This window comes from Stenotrophomonas sp. Steno-Z1 (genome assembly GCF_056393175.1).
In genome coordinates this window covers 1-22064 of the sequence record NZ_JBWJPB010000009.1, presented here as the reverse complement: position 1 = coordinate 22064, position 22064 = coordinate 1, and the positions used below count along the sequence as shown (strand labels likewise).

Below are 22064 nucleotides of genomic sequence, written 5' to 3'. Positions count from 1 at the left end.
GGCCGGTTCAGAACACCGACGCGTAGCGGTCCAGTTCGATCTGGATGGACTTGGTGCGGGTATAGGCGCGCAGCGTGGCCAGGCCGTTCTCGCGGCCCACGCCGGACTGTTTGTAGCCACCCACCGGCATCTGCGCCGGCGATTCGCCCCAGCAGTTGACCCAGCAGATACCGGCGTCCAACTGGTGGATCAGGCGGTGCGCGCGGCTCAGGTCGCGGCTGACCACGCCGGCCGCCAGCCCGTATTCGGTGGCGTTGGCGCGGGCGACGGCTTCTTCTTCACTGTCATAGGACAGCAGGCTCAACACCGGCCCGAAGATCTCTTCGCGCACGATGCGCATGTCATCGCGGCAATCGCTGAACACCGTCGGCGCCACGTAGCAGCCCTTGCCCAGCGCGCCATCGGTCAACCGCTCGCCGCCACAGACCAGCCGCGCGCCCTCCGTCTTGCCGCTGGCGATGTGGTCCAGCACGCGGCGCATGTGCGCGGCACTGACCAGCGGGCCGAAGTTGGTGTCCTCCTGCAACGGATCGCCGATGCGGATGCGCGCGATGCGCTCACGCAGGGCCAACTCGACATCGGCCAGCAGGTCCTTGGGCACGAATACGCGCGTGCCGTTGGTGCAGACCTGGCCGGAGCTGTAGAAGTTGGCCATCATCGCCACGTCGGCGGCCAGGTCGAGGTCGGCGTCGGCGCAGATGATCAGCGGCGACTTGCCGCCCAGCTCCATGGTCACCTCCTTGAGGGTGGAGCTGGACGCACTGGCCATCACCTTGCGACCGGTGCTGGTGCCGCCGGTGAAGGAGATCTTCTCGATGCCGGGGTGTTCGGTCAGCGCCGACCCCACGCCGGCGCCGTCGCCGGGCAGTACGTTGAACACGCCATCGGGCAGGCCCGCTTCGGTGAAGATCTCGGCCAGCTTCAGCGCGGTCAGCGGGGTCACTTCGCTGGGCTTGAAGATCATCGCGTTGCCGGCGGCCAGCGCCGGGGCGGCCTTCCAGAGGGCGATCTGGATCGGGTAGTTCCAGGCACCGATCGCCCCGACCACGCCCAGCGGTTCCTGCCGGGTATAGAAGAAACTGCCTTCGCGCAGCGGCACCTGGCTGCCTTCCAGCCCGTGCATCACCCCGGCGTAGTACTCCAGCACGTCCGCACCGGTGACGATGTCCACGCTGCGGGTTTCGCTCAGCGGTTTGCCGGTATTGAGCGTTTCCAGCTCGGCCAGCGCATCGTTGCGCTCGCGCAGCAGGGCCACCGCGCGCAGCAGGATGCGCGAGCGCTCCACCGTGGTGAGCGCGGCCCAGGCCGTCTGCCCGGCCTGGGCGCTTTCCACCGCGGCATCCAGGTCGTCGCTGTTGGCGCTGTGCACGTTGGCCAGGACCTCGCCGGTGGCCGGGTTGACCACCTCGAAGGTGCGGCCCCCCTGCGAGGGGACGTAACGGCCGCCGATGTAAAGCAGTTGGTCGGGGAAGCGGGGCATGGTGATGACTCCTTTGCAGCGGGAGACCAGCGTTCAACGGGTCAGATGCAGGAACTGCAGGTGGCGCTCGTACTGGTCGATGATGTCGTTGATGATCTGCTGGCGGCTGTAGCCGAACAGCTCGTAGTCCTGTCCACCTTCATAGAGGTGCACTTCGGCGCGGTAGTAGCGCAGGTTGCGGAAGCGCTGCGCGGCGAACGACGGGGTGAGGTAGCCGCGCATGATCACCTGGTAGGTGAACACCTGCTGCTCGCCGTGGTCCACGGTCAGTTCCATCTGGCCCGGCTCGAACTTCGTGCGTACATCCAGGCCCTGTTCGCCCAGTTGCGCGGCCACCGCCTCGATGGCGGGCTTCACGTCGGTGTCCATGAAGCGGTAGACCTCGTCGCGTACCGGGAAATGCACGGCCTGGGTGATGCGCTGGCGCCAGCCGCGCTGGTGCCGCGACTGCCCGATCAGCGGGATCGGCGAATACTGCGAGGCCTTCTTGCGTTGCGACTCCTCGCCCAGCGCACGGGTCAGGCCCCACAGCATCAGCAGCAGCACCACCGAGAACGGCAGCGAGGCCAGCACCACCGCCGACTTGAGCGCATCCATGCTGCCCGCCAGCAGCAGCCCGGCGGTGACCAGGCCGGTCATCACCCCCCAGAACACGCGCAGCCAGCGCGGGCCGTCGTCCTCCGGCGCGCCGCCATGCGAGGACAGGGTGGACAGCACTACCGTGCCCGAGTCGGCCGAGGTGACGAAGAAGACGAAGCTGACGATCACCGTCACCGCGATCACCGCCCGGCTCCACGGGTAGTGCTCCAGCAGCGCGTACAGCACCGTGGGCGGGTTATCCACGGCCATCTGCGCCAGCTGCACCTGGTCGTGGTGCAGGATCTGGTCCAGCGCGCTGTTGCCGAAGATCGACAGCCACGCCAGGGTGAAGCCCAGCGGGATCAGCAGCACGCCCAGCACGAACTCGCGGATGGTGCGGCCACGCGAGATGCGCGCGATGAACAGGCCCACGAACGGCGCCCAGCCTATCCACCAGGCCCAGTAGAACACCGTCCAGTTGCCCAGCCAGTCCGGGCGGCCGCCGTAGGCATACACGTCGAAACTCTTGCCGACCACGTTGCCCAGGTAGTCGCCCATGTTCTGCATGAAGGCATTGAGCAGGTACTGGGTGGGGCCGGCGAACAGCATGAACAGCAGCAGCCCGATCGCCAGCAGCATGTTGATGTTGGACATCCAGCGCACGCCCTTCTCCACGCCGGAGACGGCCACGGTGATCGCCGCGCCCATCATCAGCACGATCAGGCCCACCTGCACCCAGGCCGCGTGCGGCACCGGCAACAGAGTGTTGAGGCCGGCATTGAGGTGCAGCACGCCAAAGCCCATGTCCGCGCCCAGCCCGAACACGGTGGCCACGATGCCCAGGGCATCCACGGTGTAGCCGATCGGCCCGTTGATGCGTTTGCCGATCAGCGGGTACAGCGCCGAGCGCAGCGCCAGTGGCAGGTTGTGGCGGTAGGCGAAGTAGGCCAGTGCCATCGCCGCCAGCGCGAACACGCCCCAGCCGTGCAGGCCCCAGTGCAGGAACAGCAGCTGCATGGCCTGGCGCGCGCTGGCCTCACCGCCGCCCACGCCGCCCTGGGGCGGCAGCAGGTAATGGGTGAGCGGTTCGGACACGCAGAAGAAGAACAGGGTGATGCTGATGCCGGCGGCGAACAGCATGCCGGCCCAGGAGAGGTAGCTGAACTCCGGCTCGTCGTGGTCCGCACCGAGTTTGACGTTGCCGTAGCCGGACAACGCCACGCCGACCACGAACACCAGGTACACCGTCATCGCCAGCAGGTAATACCAGCCCACATTGCGCGAGGCCCAGGTCTGGGCATCCAGCAGCAGGGCGCCGGACTGGATCGGGAAGAGGGTGACCAGCGCTGCGAATGCGGTGACCAGGGTCGCCGCAAGCAGGAACACGGGACGAAGCGTGCGCACCTCGGGCGGATGCGGCTCCACGGTACTCATGGGGTGGGGGATGCTCCCGGTGCCACGGTGGGCTCAGGCGGAGCGTTATCGCATACGGGTCGTGGATGCTGCGTGTGCGCAGCCGCGGATGCCCGCCGCACGGGGCGGCGGGGTATCGGGGTTACCGCAGCGCGGTGCTGGGTACGTCGATCGACATCGCCAGGGCGAGGTGATCGGAGAACGCGGCCGGGACCGCCTCGGCGCTGCGCTGCTGCAGGCCGGTGCTGAGCAGGATGTGGTCGATCGCGCGGTCCGGGCGCCAGCTCGGGAAGGTCGGCACCGCACAGCCGGGGGGCTGCAGGGTGGTCTTCTGGTACAGCGCCTGCATTTCCGGGCGGTCGGCCAGGCAGTTGAAATCGCCCATCAGCACCGCGTTGGGATGGTCGCTGAGCAGGTCGGCGATGAAGGCCAGCTGCGACATCCGCGAGTTGGTGCCCAGCGACAGGTGCGCCACCGCCACTGCCAGGCCTTCGCTGCCTTCGCCGAACTTGGCCAGCAGCACGCCGCGCCCGCCGATGCGGCCGGGCAGGGCATGGTCCTGTACTTCCACCGGCTCCAGCCGGCTCAGCAGGCCATTGGCACTGGAGGCCACGCCGCCCATGCGGCGGTTGGGCTGGTGGCTCCAGTAGTTGAAGCCGGCGCGCTCGGCCAGGTAGTGGGTCTGGTTGGTGAAGCCCGAGCGCAGGCTGCCCGGATCGGCTTCCTGCAGCCCGACGATGTCGTGGCCGCGGGCAAGCTGGGCGATCGCGTCCAGGCTGGTGCGCTTGCGCCCCGCCGGCAGCGCATGGGACCAGCTGCGGGTCACATAGTCGCTGTAGCGGCGGGTACTGCTGCCGGCCTGGATGTTGGCCGTCAGCAGGCGCAGGGTCCGCGTGGTGGGGGAATTCACGACGGTTGCCGATTCACGCTTGATCAGTTGCCCTTGGCGGCGCGTTCGCGGGCGATCAGGTGATCGGCGATGCGCAGCATGTCCGGGAAGCTCTTGCCCTTGACCAGGTACTTGCCGTTGACGATCACCGAGGGGGTGCCGGTGATCTGGCTGCGCTGGGCGAAGTTCTTGGCGGCGTTGGTCTTGGCACCCACCGCGAAGCTGCTCATGGTGCTGGCGAACTGCTTGGCGTCGGCGCCGTGCTTGGCGTAGAAGGCGGCGATGTCTTCAACCGAATCCTTGCCGCGCTCGCCCTTCAGGGTCTTCTCGGCGTGGATGGCCGAATACAGGGCCTCATGGGTCTTTTCCTGCAGGCCCATGCTCTGCGCGGCGTAGAAGGCGCGCGCGTAGTTGTCCCAGGTGCCGCCGAACATGGCCGGCACGTAGACGAAGCTGACGTCGCTGGGCAGGCCGGCCTTCCACGGCCCGATCAGGGGCTGGAACGCGGCGCAGGCCGGGCAGACGTAGCCGAAGATCTCGGCCACTTCGATCTTGCCGGTGGCCGGCTGGAACGGCTGGCCGTTTTCGATCAGCACATAGTCGGTGCCTGCCACCGGCTCCGGGCCGGTCGGGCGCGACGACGCCGGTGCCGGCGCGGGCGTGGTGGCCTCGGCGGCGGCGGTTTCAGCGGCGGCCGTTTCGCCGGTGGCGGCCGGGGTCTCGCTGCTGGCCGGCGCGGTGTCGGTGGCCGGGGCACTGCTCGGGGCCGCCGGCTCGGTCGGCGCGGCGGTGTTGGCGGTGCCATCCTGGGCCTTGCAGGCCACCAGGATCGGCAGCAGGGCCAACAGCGAAATCGCGAAACGGGTCTTCATCTAGGCATCTCCAGCGGAGGAACGTATAGGGGCCGGCGCGTTGCGCGCCAGCCAGAGGGGAATGATGGCACGCGGCACTGGGCGTACCGCGTGCACGGTGTGTGACGGTTCAGCGAGCCTGCACTCAGCGCTTGGGCTGGGTGCGCGCCTGTGCGATCAGGGCATCGGCGTTGCGCAGCATCGCCTCGAACGAGTCGCCCTTGACCAGGTAGCGGCCGTTGATCACCAGCGCCGGGGTGCCCGGCACCTTGGTGCGCTGGGCGAAGGCGCGCGCGGCCTTGAGCTTCTGCTCCACCGCATCGCCCTTGATGGTGGCCAGGAAGCGCTCCGGGGCCACGCCGTAGCCCGTGTAGAACGCGGCCAGTTCTTCCGGCGCCACGTTCTGCATCGGCAGCGAATGGGTCTCGTGCAGGGCCTCGAACATGGCGCGGTGGCTGCGCTTGGCGACGCCCAGCTGGTCGGCGGCCAGGTAGGCGCGCGCGAACGAATCCCAGATCCCGCCGAACGCGGCCGGCACCGGGGTGAAGCGGACATCCTTGGGCAGCTTGGCGGCCCACGCTTCCAGCTGCGGCTCGAAGCGGGCGCAATGCGGGCAGGTGTAGCCGAACATCTCCACCACTTCGATCTTGCCCGCCAGCGGCGCGTACGGGCCGGGCGCGTCGATCAGCTCGTAATCGGTACCTTCGACCAGCGTGGCCGGCGTGGCGGCGAGGGTGGCCAAGGGGCTCAGTGCCAGCAACAACACCATCAGGCGGGGGATCAACTTCATCTACATCCATCTCCATCGGAAAAAACAACGCCGGCCCAGTGCCGGCGTGGCGTTGAACATAACCCGCCGCGAGGGCGGTGCGGCCAACCCGCCGCCGAACGGTGGCTAGGGGGCCTTGGGCGGCGCGGCCGCGGCGATGTCGTCGGCGCGGTTGTGCAGGCCCTGCAGGTAGCTGCCCAGTGCCTGGATCTCCTGTTCGGACAACTGCTTGGCAATGGTCGCCATGATCTGGAAGTGGGCCTTGTCGGTTTCGTGGGTCACGCCGGCCTGGTACTCCTGCAGTCGGCGGGCGACATACGCCGCATGCTGGCCGCCGATGTGCGGATAGGCTGGCCCCGGGTTGCCGGCGCCGGTGGGACCGTGGCAGGCCATGCACGCCGGAATGCCCCGGGCGGCATCGCCACCGCGATACAGCTGCTGCCCGATCTCGTAGAACTTCTTGCCGGCATACGGACCTTCGCCGACCAGGCCATCGTCGGCAAGCCCGGCGTTGGCCTTCTGCGTTGCGAAATAGGCACCGATGTCGCGCATGTCCTGCGGGGTGAGGTCCTGCACGAAGGGCACCATCGCCGCCGAGGCCCCGGAGGTGCGCTGGCCGTTGGCGATCAGGGCCATCTGCTGGGCCACGTAGCGCTCGCTCTGGCCGGCGATGCTCGGGTACATCTCGACACTGGAATTGCCGTCGGCCGAGTGGCAGGCCGCGCAGGCGGCGGCCTTGGTCTGGCCGGCCTTGGCATCGCCCCAGGTGGTCTTGCTGAAATCGACCTCCAGCGAAGCGGTCTTGATCGGGCCGTTGTCGGGCAACGGGGTGATCGAGGTCTGGGCGACCGCAACGGCGGCCAGCAGCGATACAGCGACAGCGGAAACGGCAAGAACGCGAGCATGGCGCATGCGGAAGCTCCGTGTGGACCGGCCTGGCGAGTGCAGGCTGCACTGGCTTAGGATCGCCCGATTATCCATGCGGTTTCACGCCACGGTCAACGCGGCAGTGCGTCAAAACCGCCCCCGGCAGCCCGCGGCCGGCCCGGACATGCGATCCTATGGGCATGTCATTGCTCCTCGAACGTGCCACCTACCTGCTTTCGGCCCACAACACCCGGCAATTGCCGGAGGATGTCGGGGCCGAAGTCGCCTTTGCCGGGCGCTCCAACGCCGGCAAATCCAGCGCCCTCAACGCCCTGACCCGCCAGAACAGCCTGGCCCGGGTCTCCAAGACCCCCGGCCGCACCCAGCAGCTGGTGTTCTTCGAGGTCACCCCGGAGGCCAAGCTGGTCGATCTGCCCGGCTACGGCTACGCCAAGGTCCCGCTGGACCTGCAGGCGCACTGGCAGGCCTTCATCGACCAGTACTTCCGCACCCGCGAGGCGCTGCGTGGCCTGGTGGTGGTGATGGACATCCGTCATCCGCTGAAGGATTACGACCGCCAGATGCTGGCCTATGCGGTGCAGCGCGGCTTGCCCGCGCACGCGCTGCTGACCAAGGCCGACAAGCTCGGGCGTGGCCAGCAGGGCATCGCCCTGCAGAAGGTGCGCAAGGAACTGCAGTCCTCCTTCGGCGACACGGTCAGCGTGCAGACCTTCTCCGGTCCGGCCCGCCAGGGCGTGGACGAAGCGCGCGGGATCATCGGCGGCTGGCTGGGATTGAACAAGCCGGCCCCGGAAGCGGCCTGACCCAAGGCCCCTGCACCCACGCCATGCGTGGGTGACGTTGCCCCCGGCACGGGCGAACAACGCGTGTACGCGGCATCCACGCATGGCGTGGATCTACGCGTTGGGGCACCTGGGGCGTTTACCTGGGGCAAGCCCGCAATGGATGTGCGCCGCTGACCGGGCTTTGCCCCGGTCGGGGCGGCCGCGCGTGGCGCGGCATCCACGCATGGCGTAGATCTACGCGGTGGGACATCTGAGGCGTTTACCTGGGGCAAGCCCGCAAGGGATGTGCGCCGCCGACCGGGCTTTGCCCCGGTCGGTGCGCCGCGCGTGCGCGGCATCCACGCATGGCGTGGATCTACGCGTTGGGGCACCTGGGGCGTTTACCTGGGGCAAGCCCGCAATGGATGTGCGCCGCTGACCGGGCTCTGTCCCGGTCGGGGCGCCGCGCGTGCGCGGCATCCACGCATGGCGTGGGTCTACGCGTTGTGGGGCACCTGGGGCGTTTATCTGGGGCAGGCCCGCAACGGATGTGCGCCGCTGACCGGGCTTTGCCCCGGTCGGGGCGCCGCGCGTGCGCGGCATCCACGCATGGCGTGGATCTACCTGCCCGTGGGCTGGGCGGGGGCCGGCAATGGCGCGAACTCACCCGGCACCCAGGCGAATGCTTCGCCTTCGCGGCGCACATGGCCCAGCCCGGGGAACGGCAGGTGCGCGCCGGCCACCCACCAGCCTCCGTCGGCGGCCTGCGCCATCATCCGGCGGCGGCTGGCGATCGCGGCGGTGCGGTCGCTGTCGGCTTCGTAGGAGGCCTGCGGCTGGGCGAACTGCACGGCATGGAAATGCACGATGTCGCCCCACACCAGCAACTGCTGGCCGGCGCCGCCATCGATCCGGTAGGACACGTGGCCTACCGTATGGCCATGGCTGTCCAGCGCAGTGATGCCGGCCGGCAACGCATCGCGGGGCCCAAAGCGCTTCAGCTTTCCAGTCGCCTCGTAGGGCGCCACCGCTTTGCGCGCCAACGCGAAGGCAAAGCGCACACCCTGTGGCGCGCCGGCGGTGCTGGCCGGGTCCAGCCAGTAGGCCGCGTCGGCCGCGGACAACCAGACCGTGGCGTTGGGGTAGGCGACCTTGTCCTGCGCGTCCAGCAGCCCGCACAGGTGGTCCGGATGGGCATGGGTAAGCAGCACCTCATCCACCTCGGCCGGGTCGTAGCCGGCCTTGCGCAGGTTGCCCAGCACCTGGCCCAGGCCCGGGCCGAAGCACTGCGCGGTGCCGGTATCGACCAGGGTCAGGTGCTCGCCACGCTGCACCAGGTAGGCGTTGACCGCGGTCTGCAGGCCCTTGCCGTCCTCGGGCACGTAGCGGTGGTCCAGCAGGCGGGTGACCGCGCCGGCGTCGATGCCGACCAGTTCCTGGCGTCCCAGCGCGACGGTGCCATCGAACAACGCGGTGACCTGCAGCGTGCCGATCTGCTGGTGGTAGACGCCCGGCACCTGTGCATCCGGGGTGTGGGCGGTGGTGGCCAGGGCCGGGCCGGTGGCGACGGCGAACAGCAGCGCGGTGGCGAGCGTGCAGGCGCGTGGGAAGGACATGGCAGGTTCCGTACAGGGCGGCAGCGCCGCGGTGCCCCATGCTGCGCGCGGCCTGCCGCGCGATGCGCTCAGAATGCCGCGCGATCCGCTCGCATCGGCCGGGCTCAGCTGTTGCCGATCGCCCCCGGGTCCAGCCCATAGCGGGCGGCGAAGCGCTTGCTGAAGCTGCCCAGCGAGCGGTAGCCCACGCGCGCGGCGACGGTCTTCAACGGCAGGCGGGTGGTGTAGAGCAGGTTCATCGCATGCGCCAGCCGTGCGTCGGCGATCAGTTCACGCATGCTGGTCTGCTCGCTGGCCAGGCGCCGGCGCAACGTGGCACCGCTCACACCGAGCTGCTGTTCGAAGTCGCGGGACTGCCAGTCGCGCTCGGGCTGCGCCGCGATCAGGTCGCGGATGCGCTCGCCCAGGCTGGGTTCGGGGGCGAGCAGCAGGCTGCCATGGCCGCGCCGGCAGAACGCCACTACCAGCGATGCCAGGGCCAGGCGCGCCTCGGTGTAGCGGGCCTGCTCCAGCGCGTGGCGCCATTGGCGCAGGGTCTGGTCATGGTCTTCCAGGGACAGCTTGCCCAGCGCGTCGCCGGGGCCGGGCAGGGGCTCGTTCCACAGCACGCGCGCGGCGGCCAGCGCCTCGGCGCACAGCGGCACGATCGCGCTGAGGTACACGCCACTGTGCGGGTCGGGAATGTTGACCACGTCGATGCGGCAGCGCCGGGTGATCAGGAACAGGTCGCCGGGCACGAACGCGAGCGACTGCTGCGCGCAGCGCACCTGCTTGCGCCCCTGCAGCAGGATCGCGACCTGTGGCTGGGCGATGTCCACCGAGGAGGCGCCATGCTCGCGGCGGGCAGTGATGCAGGCATAGCCGTCGGCACGCTGGCAGTCGGCCAGGCTCGCCATTTTGGCCAGCAGGGAGTCGGGGGGCAGGCGCATGTCCATTACAGCGCAGTATCGAACAACTGGCCGATCAGCGCCGCCGCGCCCATGGCCACTGCGCCCCAGAACATCACCCGCGTCGCGCCGCGCAGTGGCGGGGCACCGCCGGCGCGCGCGGCCATCGCACCGGTCAGGCCCAGCCCGGCCACGGTGACCGCGGTGGTGACCTGGGCGACGTGCGCGTGCGGGGCGAGCAGGGCGGTGAGCACCGGCAGCGCCGCGCCGCTGACGAAGGCGCCGGCCGAGGCCATCGCCGCCTGCATCGGCCGCGCGCGCAGCTCTTCGGTGATGCCCAGCTCGTCGCGCGCATGCGCGGCCAGCGCGTCGTGGGCGGTCAACTGCACCGCCACCTGCTGCGCCAGCTCGGGGCTGAGGCCGCGATGGCGGTAGATGGCGGCGAGCTCTTCCAGTTCGCTGTGCGGGTCGTCGTGCAGTTCGCGCTTCTCCACCGCCAGGTCGGCCCGCTCGGTGTCGGCCTGCGACTGCACCGACACATATTCGCCGGCGGCCATCGACATCGCACCGGCCACGGTGCCGGCGATGCCGGTGGCCAGCACCGTGGAGGCGCTGGCGCCACCCGCCGCGATGCCGACCACCAGCCCGGCCACGGAGACGATGCCGTCATTGGCGCCCAGCACGGCCGCACGCAGCCAGCCCACGCGGTCGGAGCGATGTACTTCCGGATGTCTGGATCGGCTCATGCCGACAGTCTAGGGTGTCGGCCGCCGTGGCCGGCGGAATGACTCGCAGCCGCGCCTGCGCATCGGCAGCGTCAAGTGGTAGCCAGTAGGATGCTGAAAACCGTCACGGTGACACGACGGTGGGGGACGCCACGATATAGTGCGCCCTTGCGATGCGGGGGCGTGGACCCCACATCCCCGCCCTGACCAGAATCCTGCGAGCCTCCCCTTGTCGAGCCCCAGCCACGTCGCCGAGACGCCGATCACCGACCGAAATGAACTGGTCGCCACGCTGGCCTCCGGCGAAAAGCCCAAGGCGCAGTGGCGCATCGGCACCGAGCACGAGAAGTTCGGCTTCCGCCTGGACGACCTGCGTCCGCCCACCTTCGACGGCGACCGTGGCATCGAAGCCCTGCTCAAGGGCCTGACCCGTTTCGGCTGGACGCCGGTGGACGAGGGCGGTCGCACCATCGCGCTGCTGCGCGACAACGCCTCGGTGACGCTGGAACCGGCCGGCCAGCTGGAACTGTCCGGCGCGGCGCTGGAGACCATCCACGACACCTGCGTGGAAACCGGCACCCATCTCAACGAAGTGGCGCAGGTGGCCGGCGAACTGCAGCTGGGCTTCCTCGGCATGGGCTTCCAGCCCAAGTGGACCCGCGACGAGATGCCGTGGATGCCCAAGGGGCGCTACAAGATCATGCGCGAGTACATGCCCAAGGTCGGCACGCTGGGCCTGGACATGATGACCCGCACCTGCACGGTGCAGGTCAACCTGGATTACGCCACCGAAGCGGACATGGTGAAGAAGTTCCGCGTGTCGCTGGCGCTGCAGCCGATCGCCACGGCGCTGTTCGCCGATTCGCCGTTCACCGAAGGCAAGCCGAACGGCTACCAGAGCTACCGCTCGCACATCTGGACCGACACCGACAACGACCGTACCGGCATGCTCGACTTCGTGTTCGAGGACGGCTTTGGCTACGAGCGTTACGTGGATTACCTGCTCGACGTGCCGATGTACTTCTCCTACCGCGATGGCAAGTACAACGATGCCAGCGGCCAGAGCTTCCGCGATTTCATGGTGGGCAAGCTGCCGGTGCTGCCGGGCCAGTTGCCGACGCTGCGCGACTGGTCGGACCACATGACCACCGCGTTCCCGGAAGTACGCTTGAAGAAGTACCTGGAAATGCGCGGCGCCGATGCCGGCCCGTGGAGCCGCCTGTGTGCCTTGCCGGCGTTCTGGGTGGGTCTGCTGTACGACGATGCGGCGCTGGATGCCGCCTGGGACCTGGTGCGTGATTTCAGCCTGGTCGAGCGCAATGTGTTGCGCGATGGCGTGCCGAAGCACGGGCTGAAGCTGCCGTTCCGCAACGGCACCGTGCTGGATCTGGCACGCGAGGCGCTGAAGATCGCCGTGGCCGGCCTGAAGCGGCGCGCTGCACGCAATGCCGATGGCCAGGACGAAAGCAAGTTCCTGGAGGTGCTGCAGGAGATCGTCGATTCCGGCTTGACCCCGGCCGATCGCAAGTTGGCGCTGTTCCATGGCGAGTGGGGCGGCAACATCGATCCGGTGTTCAAGGCGTTCGCTTACTGACGCTTACTGAAGTGGGTGAAAGCGGCTGTCGGTGGATCGGTCGCTGGGCCCCCATGCCCTTGGAGGCGAAATAAAGGAGGAGGCCGCGCAGCGGCCGGGGGCGTCGCCGGAAAGGGCATGGGGGCCCAGCGACCCACCCACCGACGGAAGTGAGAGAAGCCTCGCTCCTCGCCTGTCCCGCGAGCCGAGCCCCCTAGCGGCCGGTAGGCTCCTGGGCAGAATAAAGGAGGAGGCCGCTCGGCGGCCGGGGGACGCTACGCCAGGGGCCTACCGGCTGCTACGGGGCCCTGACGCGCACGACAGATCCGATCGGACACGCCGCTGGATCCATACAGCGGCGCGCCATCCAGCCACGGTGGATATAGCCGTGCCCCATCTTGCTGCAGCCTTGGGACATGACGCTCCTTGGCATTGGCCGAAGAATAAAAAAACCCCGGCAATGCCGGGGTTTTCTTCATGCCAACGCAGGAGGATCAGGCCGCCTTTTCCAGCGTGGCCATGTCGATCACGAAGCGGTAGCGGACGTCATTCTTCGCCATGCGCTCCCAGGCTTCGTTGACGGTCTTGATGTCGATCACTTCCACGTCGCTGACGATGTTGTGCTCGGCACAGAAGTCCATCATCTCCTGGGTTTCGGCCATGCCGCCGATCGCCGAACCGGTGATGTGCTTGCGGCCGAACATCATCGCAGCGCCCATCAGCGGCGGGTCCAGCTCGGTCAGCACGCCGACCAGGCACATGGTGGCGTCGCGCTTGAGCAGGCCCATGTACGGGTTGGTGTCGTGGCTCACCGGGATGGTGTTGAGCAGGAAATCAAAGCTGCCGGCGTGGGCCTGCATCTGCTCCGGATCGCGCGAGACCAGCACCTCATCGGCGCCCAGACGCTTGGCATCGGCACCCTTTTCCGGCGTGGTGGTGATCATCACCACGGTGGCGCCCATCGCCTTGGCGAACTTCACGCCCATGTGGCCCAGGCCACCCAGGCCGATGATGCCGACCTTCTGGCCGGGGCCCACCTTCCAGTGGCGCAGCGGCGAGTAGGTGGTGATGCCCGCGCACAGCAGCGGCGCGGCGGCCTTCAGGTCCAGCTTCTCGGACACCTTCACCACGAAACGCTGCTCGACCACGATGTGGTCCGAGTAACCGCCGAAGGTCGGCTGGCCGTCGCGCTCGGTGCTGTTGTAGGTGTAACTGGCACCCTTCTCGCAGTACTGCTCCAGGTCTTCATCGCAGGCCGCGCAATGGCGGCAGGAATCGACCATGCAGCCGACGCCGGCGAAATCGCCGACCTTGAAGCCGGTGACACCGGCACCGACTTCGGTCACCCGGCCGATGATCTCGTGGCCGGGCACCATCGGGAACTTGGAATTGCCCCAGTCGTCGCGAGCCTGGTGCAGGTCGGAATGGCAGATGCCGCTGTACAGGATCTGGATGCGGACGTCGCCGGCGGCGACCGGGCGGCGCTCGAAGGAGAACGGCACCAACGGCGCGGTCTGGTCGTGGACGGCGTAACCATGGGCGAGGGACATGAGGAATCCTTGGCGGGTTTTGTAGAAAGGCGCTTTACAATACGCCCGCATCCTGTGCGTATACAGTCAATATATCGGCATGATTCATCAAGGCAGACTGCACAATCGTGGCCACTGACAACCTGACCCACCTGGCCGCGTTCGCCGCCGTGGCCCGGCACCGCAACTTCCGCCGCGCCGGTGCCGAGCTGGCCCTGTCGACGTCCGCGGTGAGCTATGCCATCCGCGCGCTGGAAGAACGGCTGGGCGTGGGCCTGTTCCACCGCACCACGCGCAGCGTGGCGCTCACCGAGGCCGGCCAGCGCCTGCTCGAGCGCCTGCAACCGGCGCTGGAACAGGTGCACGACGCATTGGAGGAGATGAACCACTTCCGCGCCGCGCCGGCCGGACTGCTGCGCATCAATGCCACCCGCGCCGCCGTGCAGACCCAGCTGGGCCCACGCCTGGCGCGCTTCCTGCAGGCCCACCCGGACGTGCGTATCGAACTGGCGCAGGACGATGGCCTGGTGGATATCGTCGCCAGCGGCTTCGATGCTGGCGTGCGCCTGCACGAGTCGGTGCCCGAGGACATGGTGGCGGTGCCGCTGGGCCCGCCCCTGCGCGGGCTGATCGTCGGCGCGCCGGCCTACCTCGCGCGCCGGCCGGCACCGCGCCACCCGCGCGAACTGGCCCAGCACGAATGCGTGCGCTTCCGCTTCGCCAGCGGCCACCTCTACAAGTGGCAGTTCGAGCGCGACGGCCAGGAGCTGGAAGTGGACGTACCCGGCCGGCTCACCCTGGGCGACCAGCACACCATCCTGCAGGCCGTGATCGACGGCCTCGGCCTGGCCTACGTGCTGGAGGATTCGGCGCGCCCGTACCTGGACGATGGCCGCCTGGTGGCGGTGCTGGAGGACTGGGCCGAGCCGTTCCCCGGCTTCGTGCTGTATTACCCGCGCCAGCGCCAGATGTCCTCGGCGTTGCGCGCCTTCGTGGACATGGTGCGGGCGACGGTGTGAGGCGCGCGGCGGTTGCCGTGGTCGCACCAGTGATGGCACGCTTGCCCGCCGCATCGGATGCATCGGCCCATGACCGCAGCCACACCCGGCGACATTGAACAGCAGCTTGGTCAGCGGTTTCCCGCGCTTTACCACCAGTTGCATCGCGATCACATGCTGGACTGGGGCGCGCTCTGCCATGGCTGGGTCACTAGCGTGTATCCCACGCTGCGCGCACGTCCGCCCCTGCTGTTGTATGCGCGCGAGTTCGAACTGATCGCGCCGGCCGATATCGTGGGCCACGCCGAACAGTTCACCGATGAAGACAGCCACGTGCGCCTGCGCGAGGGCCTGCAGCTGTTGCCCTTCGGCAGTACCGGTGCGGGCGACTACTACTGCTTCTGGCCCGATCCGAATGCAGCGGACGAGCCGAGCGTGGTGCTGCTCTGGCACGACGACGACCGCGTGGACGTGCTGGCGGCCAACCTGCAGGATTTCATCTTCCGGATGATGGTCGACGCGGTGGCCGACCTCGGCGACAGCCTGCTGGAAGTGGGTGAGGTGGCCGACAACCTGCAGTGTTGGCTGGAGTCGCATCGCCCCTATCTGCGCGCGGCGCAGGTGCAGGCGCTGGACGCGTTGTACGCCGATCCTGCGATCCACGCCGGCGGCGTGGGTGAGGACGCCGCGGCCGCGCTGATCCAGCGCAGCATCGGCTTTGACGGGATCGATACCCGCTTCAACTACGTGCCGGCATGACGGTGATGCATGCCGGCGCCTGACGCACTGAGCGACGCGGATTTCCGCCAGCTGGCCGACCACCTGCTGGCGCTGGACGCCGGGCGGTTGCCGCCGCCATTGCCGCCGCACCTGCACGCGCACCCGGTGGCCGGCCTGGCCGCCATCGGGCAGTTGGATCGCGCGGTGGTGGCCCTGATGGGCGACGTGCCCAACCCGTGGCGGGGCCTGATGTTGCGGTAGACCGGCGGGGTAGCGCCGCCCCATGGGGGCTGCATGCATGCCACCGAACCGGCAGCGGCGACCGGCACGATCCCCGGCCGCCGCCGCCCGGGATCAGCTGGCCGCCGGGTAGTCGGTATACCCCTCCGCCCCGCCACCGTAATACGTCGCCCGGTCCGGCACGGCCAGTGCCACGTCGTGCTCCAGTCGCGCCACCAGGTCCGGGTTGGCGATGAACGGCTGGCCGAACGCGGCCAGGTCGATGATGCCGTCGTCCACCAACTGCAGCGCCCGCGCGCGGGTGAGGCTGCCGGCCAGGATCAGGGTGCCACCGTAGCTCTGCTTGAAGGTGCGCAGGAACGCCTCGCTCAGCACCGACACACCGCGCGCATGGTTGTCGTTGAGGTGCACATAGGCCAGCCCGCGCTTGCCCAGTTCCTGTGCCAGATACAGGTAGGCCGCTTCGTTGCCGACGTACTCGGGCATGTCGAACTGCAGGTTGTTCGGTGCCAGCCGCACGCCCACGCGGTGCGACCCGATCCGCGCAGCCATCGCATCGACGGTCTCCAGGATCAGGCGCGCGCGGTTCTGCAACGTGCCGCCGTAGCCGTCGGTGCGGTCATTGGTGACCGGGTTGAGGAACTGTTCGAAGAGGTAGCCGTTGGCCGCATGCAGTTCGATGCCGTCGAAACCGGCAGCGATCGCGTTGTCGGCCGCGCGCGCGAAGTCGTCGACGATGCCCGGCAGTTCGTCGCTGCGCAGGGCGCGCGGCGGGGTCGGATCGGCCTGCCCACGGCTGCCGTCTTCGAGGTACACGAACGCACGGCTCTTCGGGTTGCTCGCCACCGGACGCGTTCCGGCGCTGACCGGCTGGCCGCCGTCGGGCTGCAGCGAGGCATGCGACATGCGGCCCACGTGCCAGAGCTGGGCGAAGATGACGCCGCGTTCGGCATGCACGGCCGTGGTGACCTGCTTCCAGCCGGCCACCTGTTCGGCCGACCAGATGCCCGGCACGTCGATGTAGCCCTGGCCCTGCGCCGACACGGGGGTGCCTTCGCTGATGATCAGCCCGGCACTGGCGCGTTGCCGGTAGTACGCCGCGGTGAGGTCGTTGGCCACGCTGCCGGGGTTGCGGGCGCGGGTCATCGGGGCCATGGCGATGCGGTTGCGCAGCGGCGTGCCGGCGAGGTCATAGGGCTGGAAGAGCAGGGCGGTCATAAGGCGGAACTCGTGGGGAAGGGAGCGCCAGCGGCGCGACCCGTTCAAGATAAGGTTGACCTGGAGGCGCATAAAGGCCTTCAATTTCCCGGCAAGCGGGACATTCTGTCCCCAATGGAGCGCGACAATGCTGCCAGTGGAATCGTTGAACGGGCTGGCCACCTTCGTCACCACCGCGCGCTCGGGGACGTTCACCGAAGCGGCCCAGACCCTGGGGATATCGCGCTCGGCGGTTGGCAAGGCGATCGCGCGGCTGGAAGAGCGGCTGGGCGTGCGGCTGTTCCATCGCACCACCCGGCGCATTTCCCTGACTGCCGATGGCCAGGCCTACTTCGCCTCCTGCGCCACCGCGCTGGAAGAGATCGCCTCGGCCGAGGCGTGTCTGGGCTCGGCGTCGCATCTGCCTGCAGGCCGCCTGCGCATCGACATGCCGTCCTCGTTCGGGCGGTTGATGATCCTGCCGGTGCTGTTGCGCATCTGCGCCGACCACCCCGAACTGCAGCTCACCATGACCTTCACCGACCACTTCGTGGACCCGCTCGAGGAAGGCATCGACCTGTTGATCCGCTTCGGTGGGCTGGACCAGGCCCAGCACCTCGTCGCGCGACGGCTGGGCTGCCAGCGACTGATCACCTGCGCATCGCCGGCCTACCTGGACACGCACGGCACCCCCGTCACTGTCGACGAGCTGCATGCCCACCGCAGCATCGTCGGCTACCGCTACGGCCAGCCGGTGGCGTGGCGGATCGGCGAGGACGATGCGCAGGCGCGCTTCATCCCCAGTGGCACCCACCAGCTCAACGATGGCGATGCCGTGATCGAAGCCGCCCTGGCCGGGCTGGGCATCTGCCAGATGCCGCACTTCCTGGTCAAACAGCACCTGCAGACGGGCGCGCTGCAGCAGGTGCTGGGGCAGTGCATGCAGCATCACGTGGAGATCCATGCGTTGTGGCCGCAGACGCGCCATCTGCGGCCGAAGGTGCGTTACGTGGTGGATGAACTGACGCGGTTGGCCGATGCGGGCGCATTCGACTGAGCCGGGCGGACCGCCCGAACGATGACGCGGTCAGTCCGCCAGCGTAGTGGGTGGGGCGGGCGCAGGGTCTTGTCATGCAGCAGCACGCCGGGCGTGATCCCGATGCACGGCGAGGTGGCGCAAGCCGAGGCGGGTTATTCGTAGCGCAGGGTGACCGACGCCGTGGCGGCGGCATGGGCCAGTCGCCTGGATGCGGTGGACGCCCACGTCCTCCGCGACCTGGAGGCGCCCCTGCGGGTGGTCCATGGCGAGCGCGACGGCTCGGTGCCGGTGTCCTCGGGCAGGCGGCTGGCCGAGGACGTGAAGCCATCCAGGGGCGCGTTCCAGTATCGGGAGGTGGCGGACATGCACCACGGTCTCTGGAGCGTGGCGACCGGGACGCAGGCCGCACAGCTCCATTCGGAGGTGCTCGGCTGGTTGATCGGCCATGCGGACCTGTAGTGGCCGCGTGCCGTGCAAACCTCGGCGAGACTACCAGCGGGCGTTGAGCCCCATCTGCGCCGAGACGCTGCGGTAGGCATTGTCGCCGCGCTGCAGGCCGAGGTCGCCCCACGCCGACCAGCGCGTGCCCAGCTGCAGAACGGCGCCGCCGCGCAGTTCGTAGCGGGTGGCCGGCACGGCGCCCTCGATCCGGCTGTCGTCCAGCCAGACACGGTTGCGGCCGGATGCGCGCAGCCAGTGGGCGGACACGAACGGCTGCACGTGACGCTCCTCCGTGCGTACCGCGCCCGTTACCCGCATGCCCAGCCGCGACGCCAGCCCGCCCGCCGCATCCGCGCCGACCTGCGTGCCGTTGTGCTCGACCACGCGATCGGCGCGGTAGTCGGTGTAGCTCAGCTGCAGCTGGGGCTGGACCTGCAGGGTGGCGGTGTCACCCAGGCGAAGCGACCAGGCGTAGCCGGTTTCCAGCGACGCGGCAGTGCTGCGCGCGTCCTGGCGCTCCCTGGCCAGGCCGATGCCCTGCACGCTGGTGCGGTAGCGGCCGTGGTGCAGCCCGCCGTCCACGTAGACGCCGTCTTCGCCACCGGGGTGCTGCATCCAGCTGGCGTATGCGCCCAGCGCCGTGCCCGTCACCGTGCCGGTGGCGGTGTAACCGCTGCGCCGCGAGCGAACCTCGGTGACGGTCCTGCCGGTAGCCAGCAGAAGGCCGAGGCGGCCTGCGCTGGCGCCGCCCCATTGCAGCACGTCCACGCCGCTCATCACACTGGATGCCCGGCCCGTCAGGGCCAGCTGGCCGCCGATATCCTGGCGCGTCTGGGTGCGGTTCACGCGTAGCCAGCCGGCGTCGCGTGCTTCGCCGTTGGCGTGGCCGCCATCGCGGTCGTGCAGGCGGTGCTGGAACATCGCCACGGCGGCTGCCTGGTTGGCCAGGTATGCACCGGCCTCGGGGCGCAGCACCTGTGGCGGTCGCGGGCGGTGGCAGGTGTCGGTCGTGTCGGCCTCGCACGGGATGGGCGGCGGCACGCAGCCGGGACCGCCGGGATCGGTCGAACAGGGCGTGGGCGGGGGGACGGCGCAACCGGGCCCGTTCGGATCGGCCTCGCAGGGGTCTGGCGGGATGACGATGCAGCCGGGGCCGGTCGGGTCGCTGGCGCAGGGATCGGGCGGTGTAACGCAGCCCGGACCCTCGGGATCGACCTCGCATGGGTCCGGCGTGGTCGCCAGCGCCGAGCGCAGGTACCAGCCGCCGTCGCCGGGCGTGGTCACCCCGCCCTTGTGCAGGAAGTAGTCGTACTGGCCCGCGACGGCGCGACCGCGCAGCTGGTACACCGCGGTGGACGCGCCATCGACCTGGATCAACGCGATGCCGTCCACGGTCTGCGCGCCCAGGCCGTGCACGTTGTTGACCTGGATGGCGGCCGTGCCGCGGGTGTCGCCGCGCACGTGCAGGGTATCGACGGGCGACGCATCGCCGGCCAGCGCGCCGTTGAAGATCAGCAGCGCATTGTCGGTGTCGACATCGCCGTCCACGGTGAGGCGATTGAAGCCGCTGGCGCCGACCGCGGACAAGGCCAGCGTGCTGTCGCGCAGCGTGAGCTGGCCGACGCGGGAATCCCCGGTCAGCGTCCAGCGGCTGGCATCGCCGAGCGTGACCTGATTGACCACGCTGCTGGCGCCGCGCCAGTGCGAACGGCCGTTGAGGTGGACCCGGATGTCGGCCTGGACGGGAATACCGGCGGCGACATCGGCCGGGGTGATCGCGATGTTGCCGAGGGCGATCACGTCCTGGTCCAAGGTGACATCGAGCGGCGTGGCGAACGCGGCATCGACGTGCATCAGGGCCCCGTTGCCACCGATCAAGCGGGCGCCATTGCGGGCGGCCACGTGGCGCGCCGCGCGCACCCACAGCGCTTCGGCGCGCTCGCTCATCAGCGTGCCGCCGTCGATGTCCAGGCTGCCATCGGCATTGACCACGGCAGCGGCGGCCCCCTGGCCGCGGGTGGTGACATCGGTCGCGCGCAGGGTCATCACGCCGGTGCCGCCGCTCAGCACGCCGTAGCTGTTGGCACCGGTGGTCGCGATGGTGCTGTCGCGCAGGTGGGTGCTGCCGCCGGCGCGGGCGAGGGCACCGATGGCGCCATCGCCGTCGGTGAGCACCTGGGTACGGTCGGCCTCCAGCAGCGCGGCGTTGGCGCTGAACGTCGAACTCATCGCGTGTGCGGCCGCGCCGGCAGTAGTCACGTGCACGCCGTCCAGGCTGACCCTGCCGGCGCGGTTGTCGACGGCCACGCCGTCGGTGGCGTCGGTGATGATGCTGCCGCCACGCATGGCCAGGCTGGAGTCCTTGAGCAGCCAGACACCCACGCCCCCCGCCCCGACCGTATGAATATCCACGTCGGTCAAGCGGACATCATTTCCGAGGCCGTCGATGTTGAGCCCGATCCGGCCGGCGTTGATCCGCGTGCCGATCATGTCCACCTGGTTGCCGTTCAACAGATGGACGGTGCTGCTTTGTGGATGGTCGGCCTGTATCACGCCGTCCTCGACCCGGAGCGTGCCTCCCGTCATCGACACGGCAGTCGAAGAAACACCGGAGACCCGCACATCCGTATTGCGGAGGGTGATGGCCCCGGCGCCGAAAACGCCCGTGCTCTCCTCGTCGAGTGCTTCGATGGAACTGTTGGACAACGTCAGTCCTCCCCCGGACGCGATCAGCGCGCCGGTCACGCCGAACGCCTGCGCGTTGATCGTCAAACCATCGCCGTCGATATGGCCCCCGGACAGGGCGAACAGGGCGTAGGACTGAGGGCCGCTGACGTCGATGGTGGCACCGCGCAGGAGCAGCGTACCGCCCGCTACCCGGGTGGCATGACTGCGGACGCCGCTGGTGGACAGGGTCAGCCCTTGCCCGGCGCCATCGGCCAGCAGCTCGACGTGCCCGCCGGATGCGACCGATACGCCGATGGCGTTGTCGCCCCGCGTGGTGATGCTGCCGCCCTGGAAGGCCACCGTCCCGTTGGTTTCAGCGAGCACGGCGGATGTGTCATGGCCGTTCGCGCTCACCGCGACCGCGCCGGTGGCCCGGAGGGTGCCGCCGTTCAGGGCATGAAAGACGTAGCCTGCAGGGCCATCGTGGGACGTGCTGTAGTCACCGGGGGCAGGTTCCTCGTGGGTGCCGTCGGCGACAACGGGCCCCGCGCGTTGGGCAAGCGCACTGGGCGTGCTGCAGGCCAGTGCGGCGGCGATGGCGAGGGAGAGCAGGTGCAGCGGGAGCGGCGTGGGCGAGGTCATTGGGCGGCACAGGTGCGTGAGGCCGCGAACTCTAGGGGTGCGGCTGCCGTCGCGATATGCAAATGCTGGGAAAATTGGTGGACCGCGTTGCAGGCAGTCCTGCCTGGCTCCGCTGGCCTAGGGTTCGGTGCTGCATAACGCACGACGGGCGCCATTT

General features: G+C 69.1%; 19 protein-coding genes. 7 read left to right on the top strand and 12 right to left on the bottom strand.

The genetic code is table 11. From position 1 onward, the window contains the following. Nucleotides 1-7 precede the first annotated feature (7 nt). From betB to AC06FD_RS17905, 6 genes are all read right to left on the bottom strand, one after another. The gene (gene betB / locus AC06FD_RS17930; RefSeq protein WP_478078533.1) at nt 8-1480 is read right to left on the bottom strand and encodes a betaine-aldehyde dehydrogenase; all 1473 of its coding nucleotides are present in this window, start codon (nt 1478-1480) and stop codon (nt 8-10) included. A 33-nt stretch (nt 1481-1513) separates the two neighbouring features. Beyond that, complete coding sequence (betT, locus tag AC06FD_RS17925) at nt 1514-3493, bottom strand: choline BCCT transporter BetT (protein ID WP_394164153.1); 1980 nt, start codon at nt 3491-3493, stop codon at nt 1514-1516. A gap of 121 nt (nt 3494-3614) precedes the next feature. After that, nucleotides 3615-4352, bottom strand: a complete 738-nt coding sequence (locus tag AC06FD_RS17920) for an endonuclease/exonuclease/phosphatase family protein (RefSeq protein ID WP_259207818.1) — start codon at nt 4350-4352, stop codon at nt 3615-3617. Between the two features lie 53 nt (nt 4353-4405). Further along, complete coding sequence (locus AC06FD_RS17915; RefSeq protein WP_259207726.1) at nt 4406-5233, bottom strand: thiol:disulfide interchange protein DsbA/DsbL; 828 nt, start codon at nt 5231-5233, stop codon at nt 4406-4408. A gap of 124 nt (nt 5234-5357) precedes the next feature. Next, nucleotides 5358-6002: a thiol:disulfide interchange protein DsbA/DsbL gene (locus AC06FD_RS17910; RefSeq protein ID WP_449335559.1), complete on the bottom strand. Its 645-nt coding sequence runs from the start codon at nt 6000-6002 to the stop codon at nt 5358-5360. Nucleotides 6003-6107: 105 nt separating this feature from the next. After that, nucleotides 6108-6893 (bottom strand): c-type cytochrome, encoded by a 786-nt coding sequence (locus tag AC06FD_RS17905; RefSeq protein WP_478078532.1) that lies wholly within the window; start codon nt 6891-6893, stop codon nt 6108-6110. A gap of 155 nt (nt 6894-7048) precedes the next feature. Here AC06FD_RS17905 and yihA point away from each other — a divergent pair, with 155 nt between their 5' ends. Then, nucleotides 7049-7672: a ribosome biogenesis GTP-binding protein YihA/YsxC gene (gene yihA / locus AC06FD_RS17900; protein WP_259207719.1), complete on the top strand. Its 624-nt coding sequence runs from the start codon at nt 7049-7051 to the stop codon at nt 7670-7672. 581 nt (nt 7673-8253) lie between these two features. On the opposite strand, the gene AC06FD_RS17895 is transcribed toward yihA, so the two are convergent. The 3 genes from AC06FD_RS17895 to AC06FD_RS17885 all read right to left on the bottom strand — a co-directional run bounded on the left by AC06FD_RS17895 (nt 8254) and on the right by AC06FD_RS17885 (nt 10882). After that, complete coding sequence (locus tag AC06FD_RS17895; protein WP_478078531.1) at nt 8254-9249, bottom strand: MBL fold metallo-hydrolase; 996 nt, start codon at nt 9247-9249, stop codon at nt 8254-8256. 104 nt (nt 9250-9353) lie between these two features. Then, nucleotides 9354-10184 carry a helix-turn-helix transcriptional regulator gene (locus tag AC06FD_RS17890; protein ID WP_478078530.1) on the bottom strand — a complete coding sequence of 277 codons (831 nt, stop codon included), beginning with the start codon at nt 10182-10184 and terminating at the stop codon, nt 9354-9356. Next, the gene (locus tag AC06FD_RS17885; RefSeq protein WP_478078529.1) at nt 10184-10882 is read right to left on the bottom strand and encodes a VIT1/CCC1 transporter family protein; all 699 of its coding nucleotides are present in this window, start codon (nt 10880-10882) and stop codon (nt 10184-10186) included. The genes AC06FD_RS17890 and AC06FD_RS17885 overlap by 1 nt, the downstream gene beginning before the upstream one ends. Before the next feature lie 208 nt (nt 10883-11090). On the opposite strand from AC06FD_RS17885, the gene AC06FD_RS17880 reads away from it, so the two are divergent. Beyond that, entirely contained in the window at nt 11091-12455 is a 1365-nt protein-coding gene (locus tag AC06FD_RS17880) for a glutamate--cysteine ligase (protein ID WP_478078528.1), read from the top strand. Nucleotides 12456-12928: 473 nt separating this feature from the next. On the opposite strand, the gene AC06FD_RS17875 is transcribed toward AC06FD_RS17880, so the two are convergent. Next, the gene (locus AC06FD_RS17875) at nt 12929-13984 is read right to left on the bottom strand and encodes an NAD(P)-dependent alcohol dehydrogenase (RefSeq protein WP_478078527.1); all 1056 of its coding nucleotides are present in this window, start codon (nt 13982-13984) and stop codon (nt 12929-12931) included. A 107-nt stretch (nt 13985-14091) separates the two neighbouring features. On the opposite strand from AC06FD_RS17875, the gene AC06FD_RS17870 reads away from it, so the two are divergent. From AC06FD_RS17870 to AC06FD_RS17860, 3 genes are all read left to right on the top strand, one after another. Beyond that, complete coding sequence (locus tag AC06FD_RS17870) at nt 14092-14982, top strand: LysR family transcriptional regulator (RefSeq protein WP_449336414.1); 891 nt, start codon at nt 14092-14094, stop codon at nt 14980-14982. Between the two features lie 69 nt (nt 14983-15051). Continuing rightward, on the top strand, nt 15052-15720 hold the full coding sequence (locus AC06FD_RS17865; protein ID WP_478078526.1) for an SMI1/KNR4 family protein: 669 nt from the start codon (nt 15052-15054) through the stop codon (nt 15718-15720). Between the two features lie 9 nt (nt 15721-15729). Then, nucleotides 15730-15942, top strand: coding sequence for a hypothetical protein (locus AC06FD_RS17860; RefSeq protein WP_478078525.1), 213 nt, complete (start codon nt 15730-15732; stop codon nt 15940-15942). Nucleotides 15943-16035: 93 nt separating this feature from the next. Here AC06FD_RS17860 and AC06FD_RS17855 read toward each other — a convergent pair whose 3' ends face one another. After that, entirely contained in the window at nt 16036-17139 is a 1104-nt protein-coding gene (locus tag AC06FD_RS17855; RefSeq protein WP_478078524.1) for an alkene reductase, read from the bottom strand. 127 nt (nt 17140-17266) lie between these two features. Between AC06FD_RS17855 and AC06FD_RS17850 the strand changes: the two genes are divergently transcribed. Continuing rightward, nucleotides 17267-18175: a LysR family transcriptional regulator gene (locus AC06FD_RS17850; RefSeq protein WP_259207699.1), complete on the top strand. Its 909-nt coding sequence runs from the start codon at nt 17267-17269 to the stop codon at nt 18173-18175. Between the two features lie 150 nt (nt 18176-18325). Continuing rightward, entirely contained in the window at nt 18326-18616 is a 291-nt protein-coding gene (locus AC06FD_RS17845; protein ID WP_478078523.1) for a hypothetical protein, read from the top strand. Nucleotides 18617-18646: 30 nt separating this feature from the next. On the opposite strand, the gene AC06FD_RS17840 is transcribed toward AC06FD_RS17845, so the two are convergent. Continuing rightward, nucleotides 18647-21907, bottom strand: coding sequence for an autotransporter outer membrane beta-barrel domain-containing protein (locus AC06FD_RS17840; protein WP_478078522.1), 3261 nt, complete (start codon nt 21905-21907; stop codon nt 18647-18649). Nucleotides 21908-22064 lie beyond the last annotated feature (157 nt).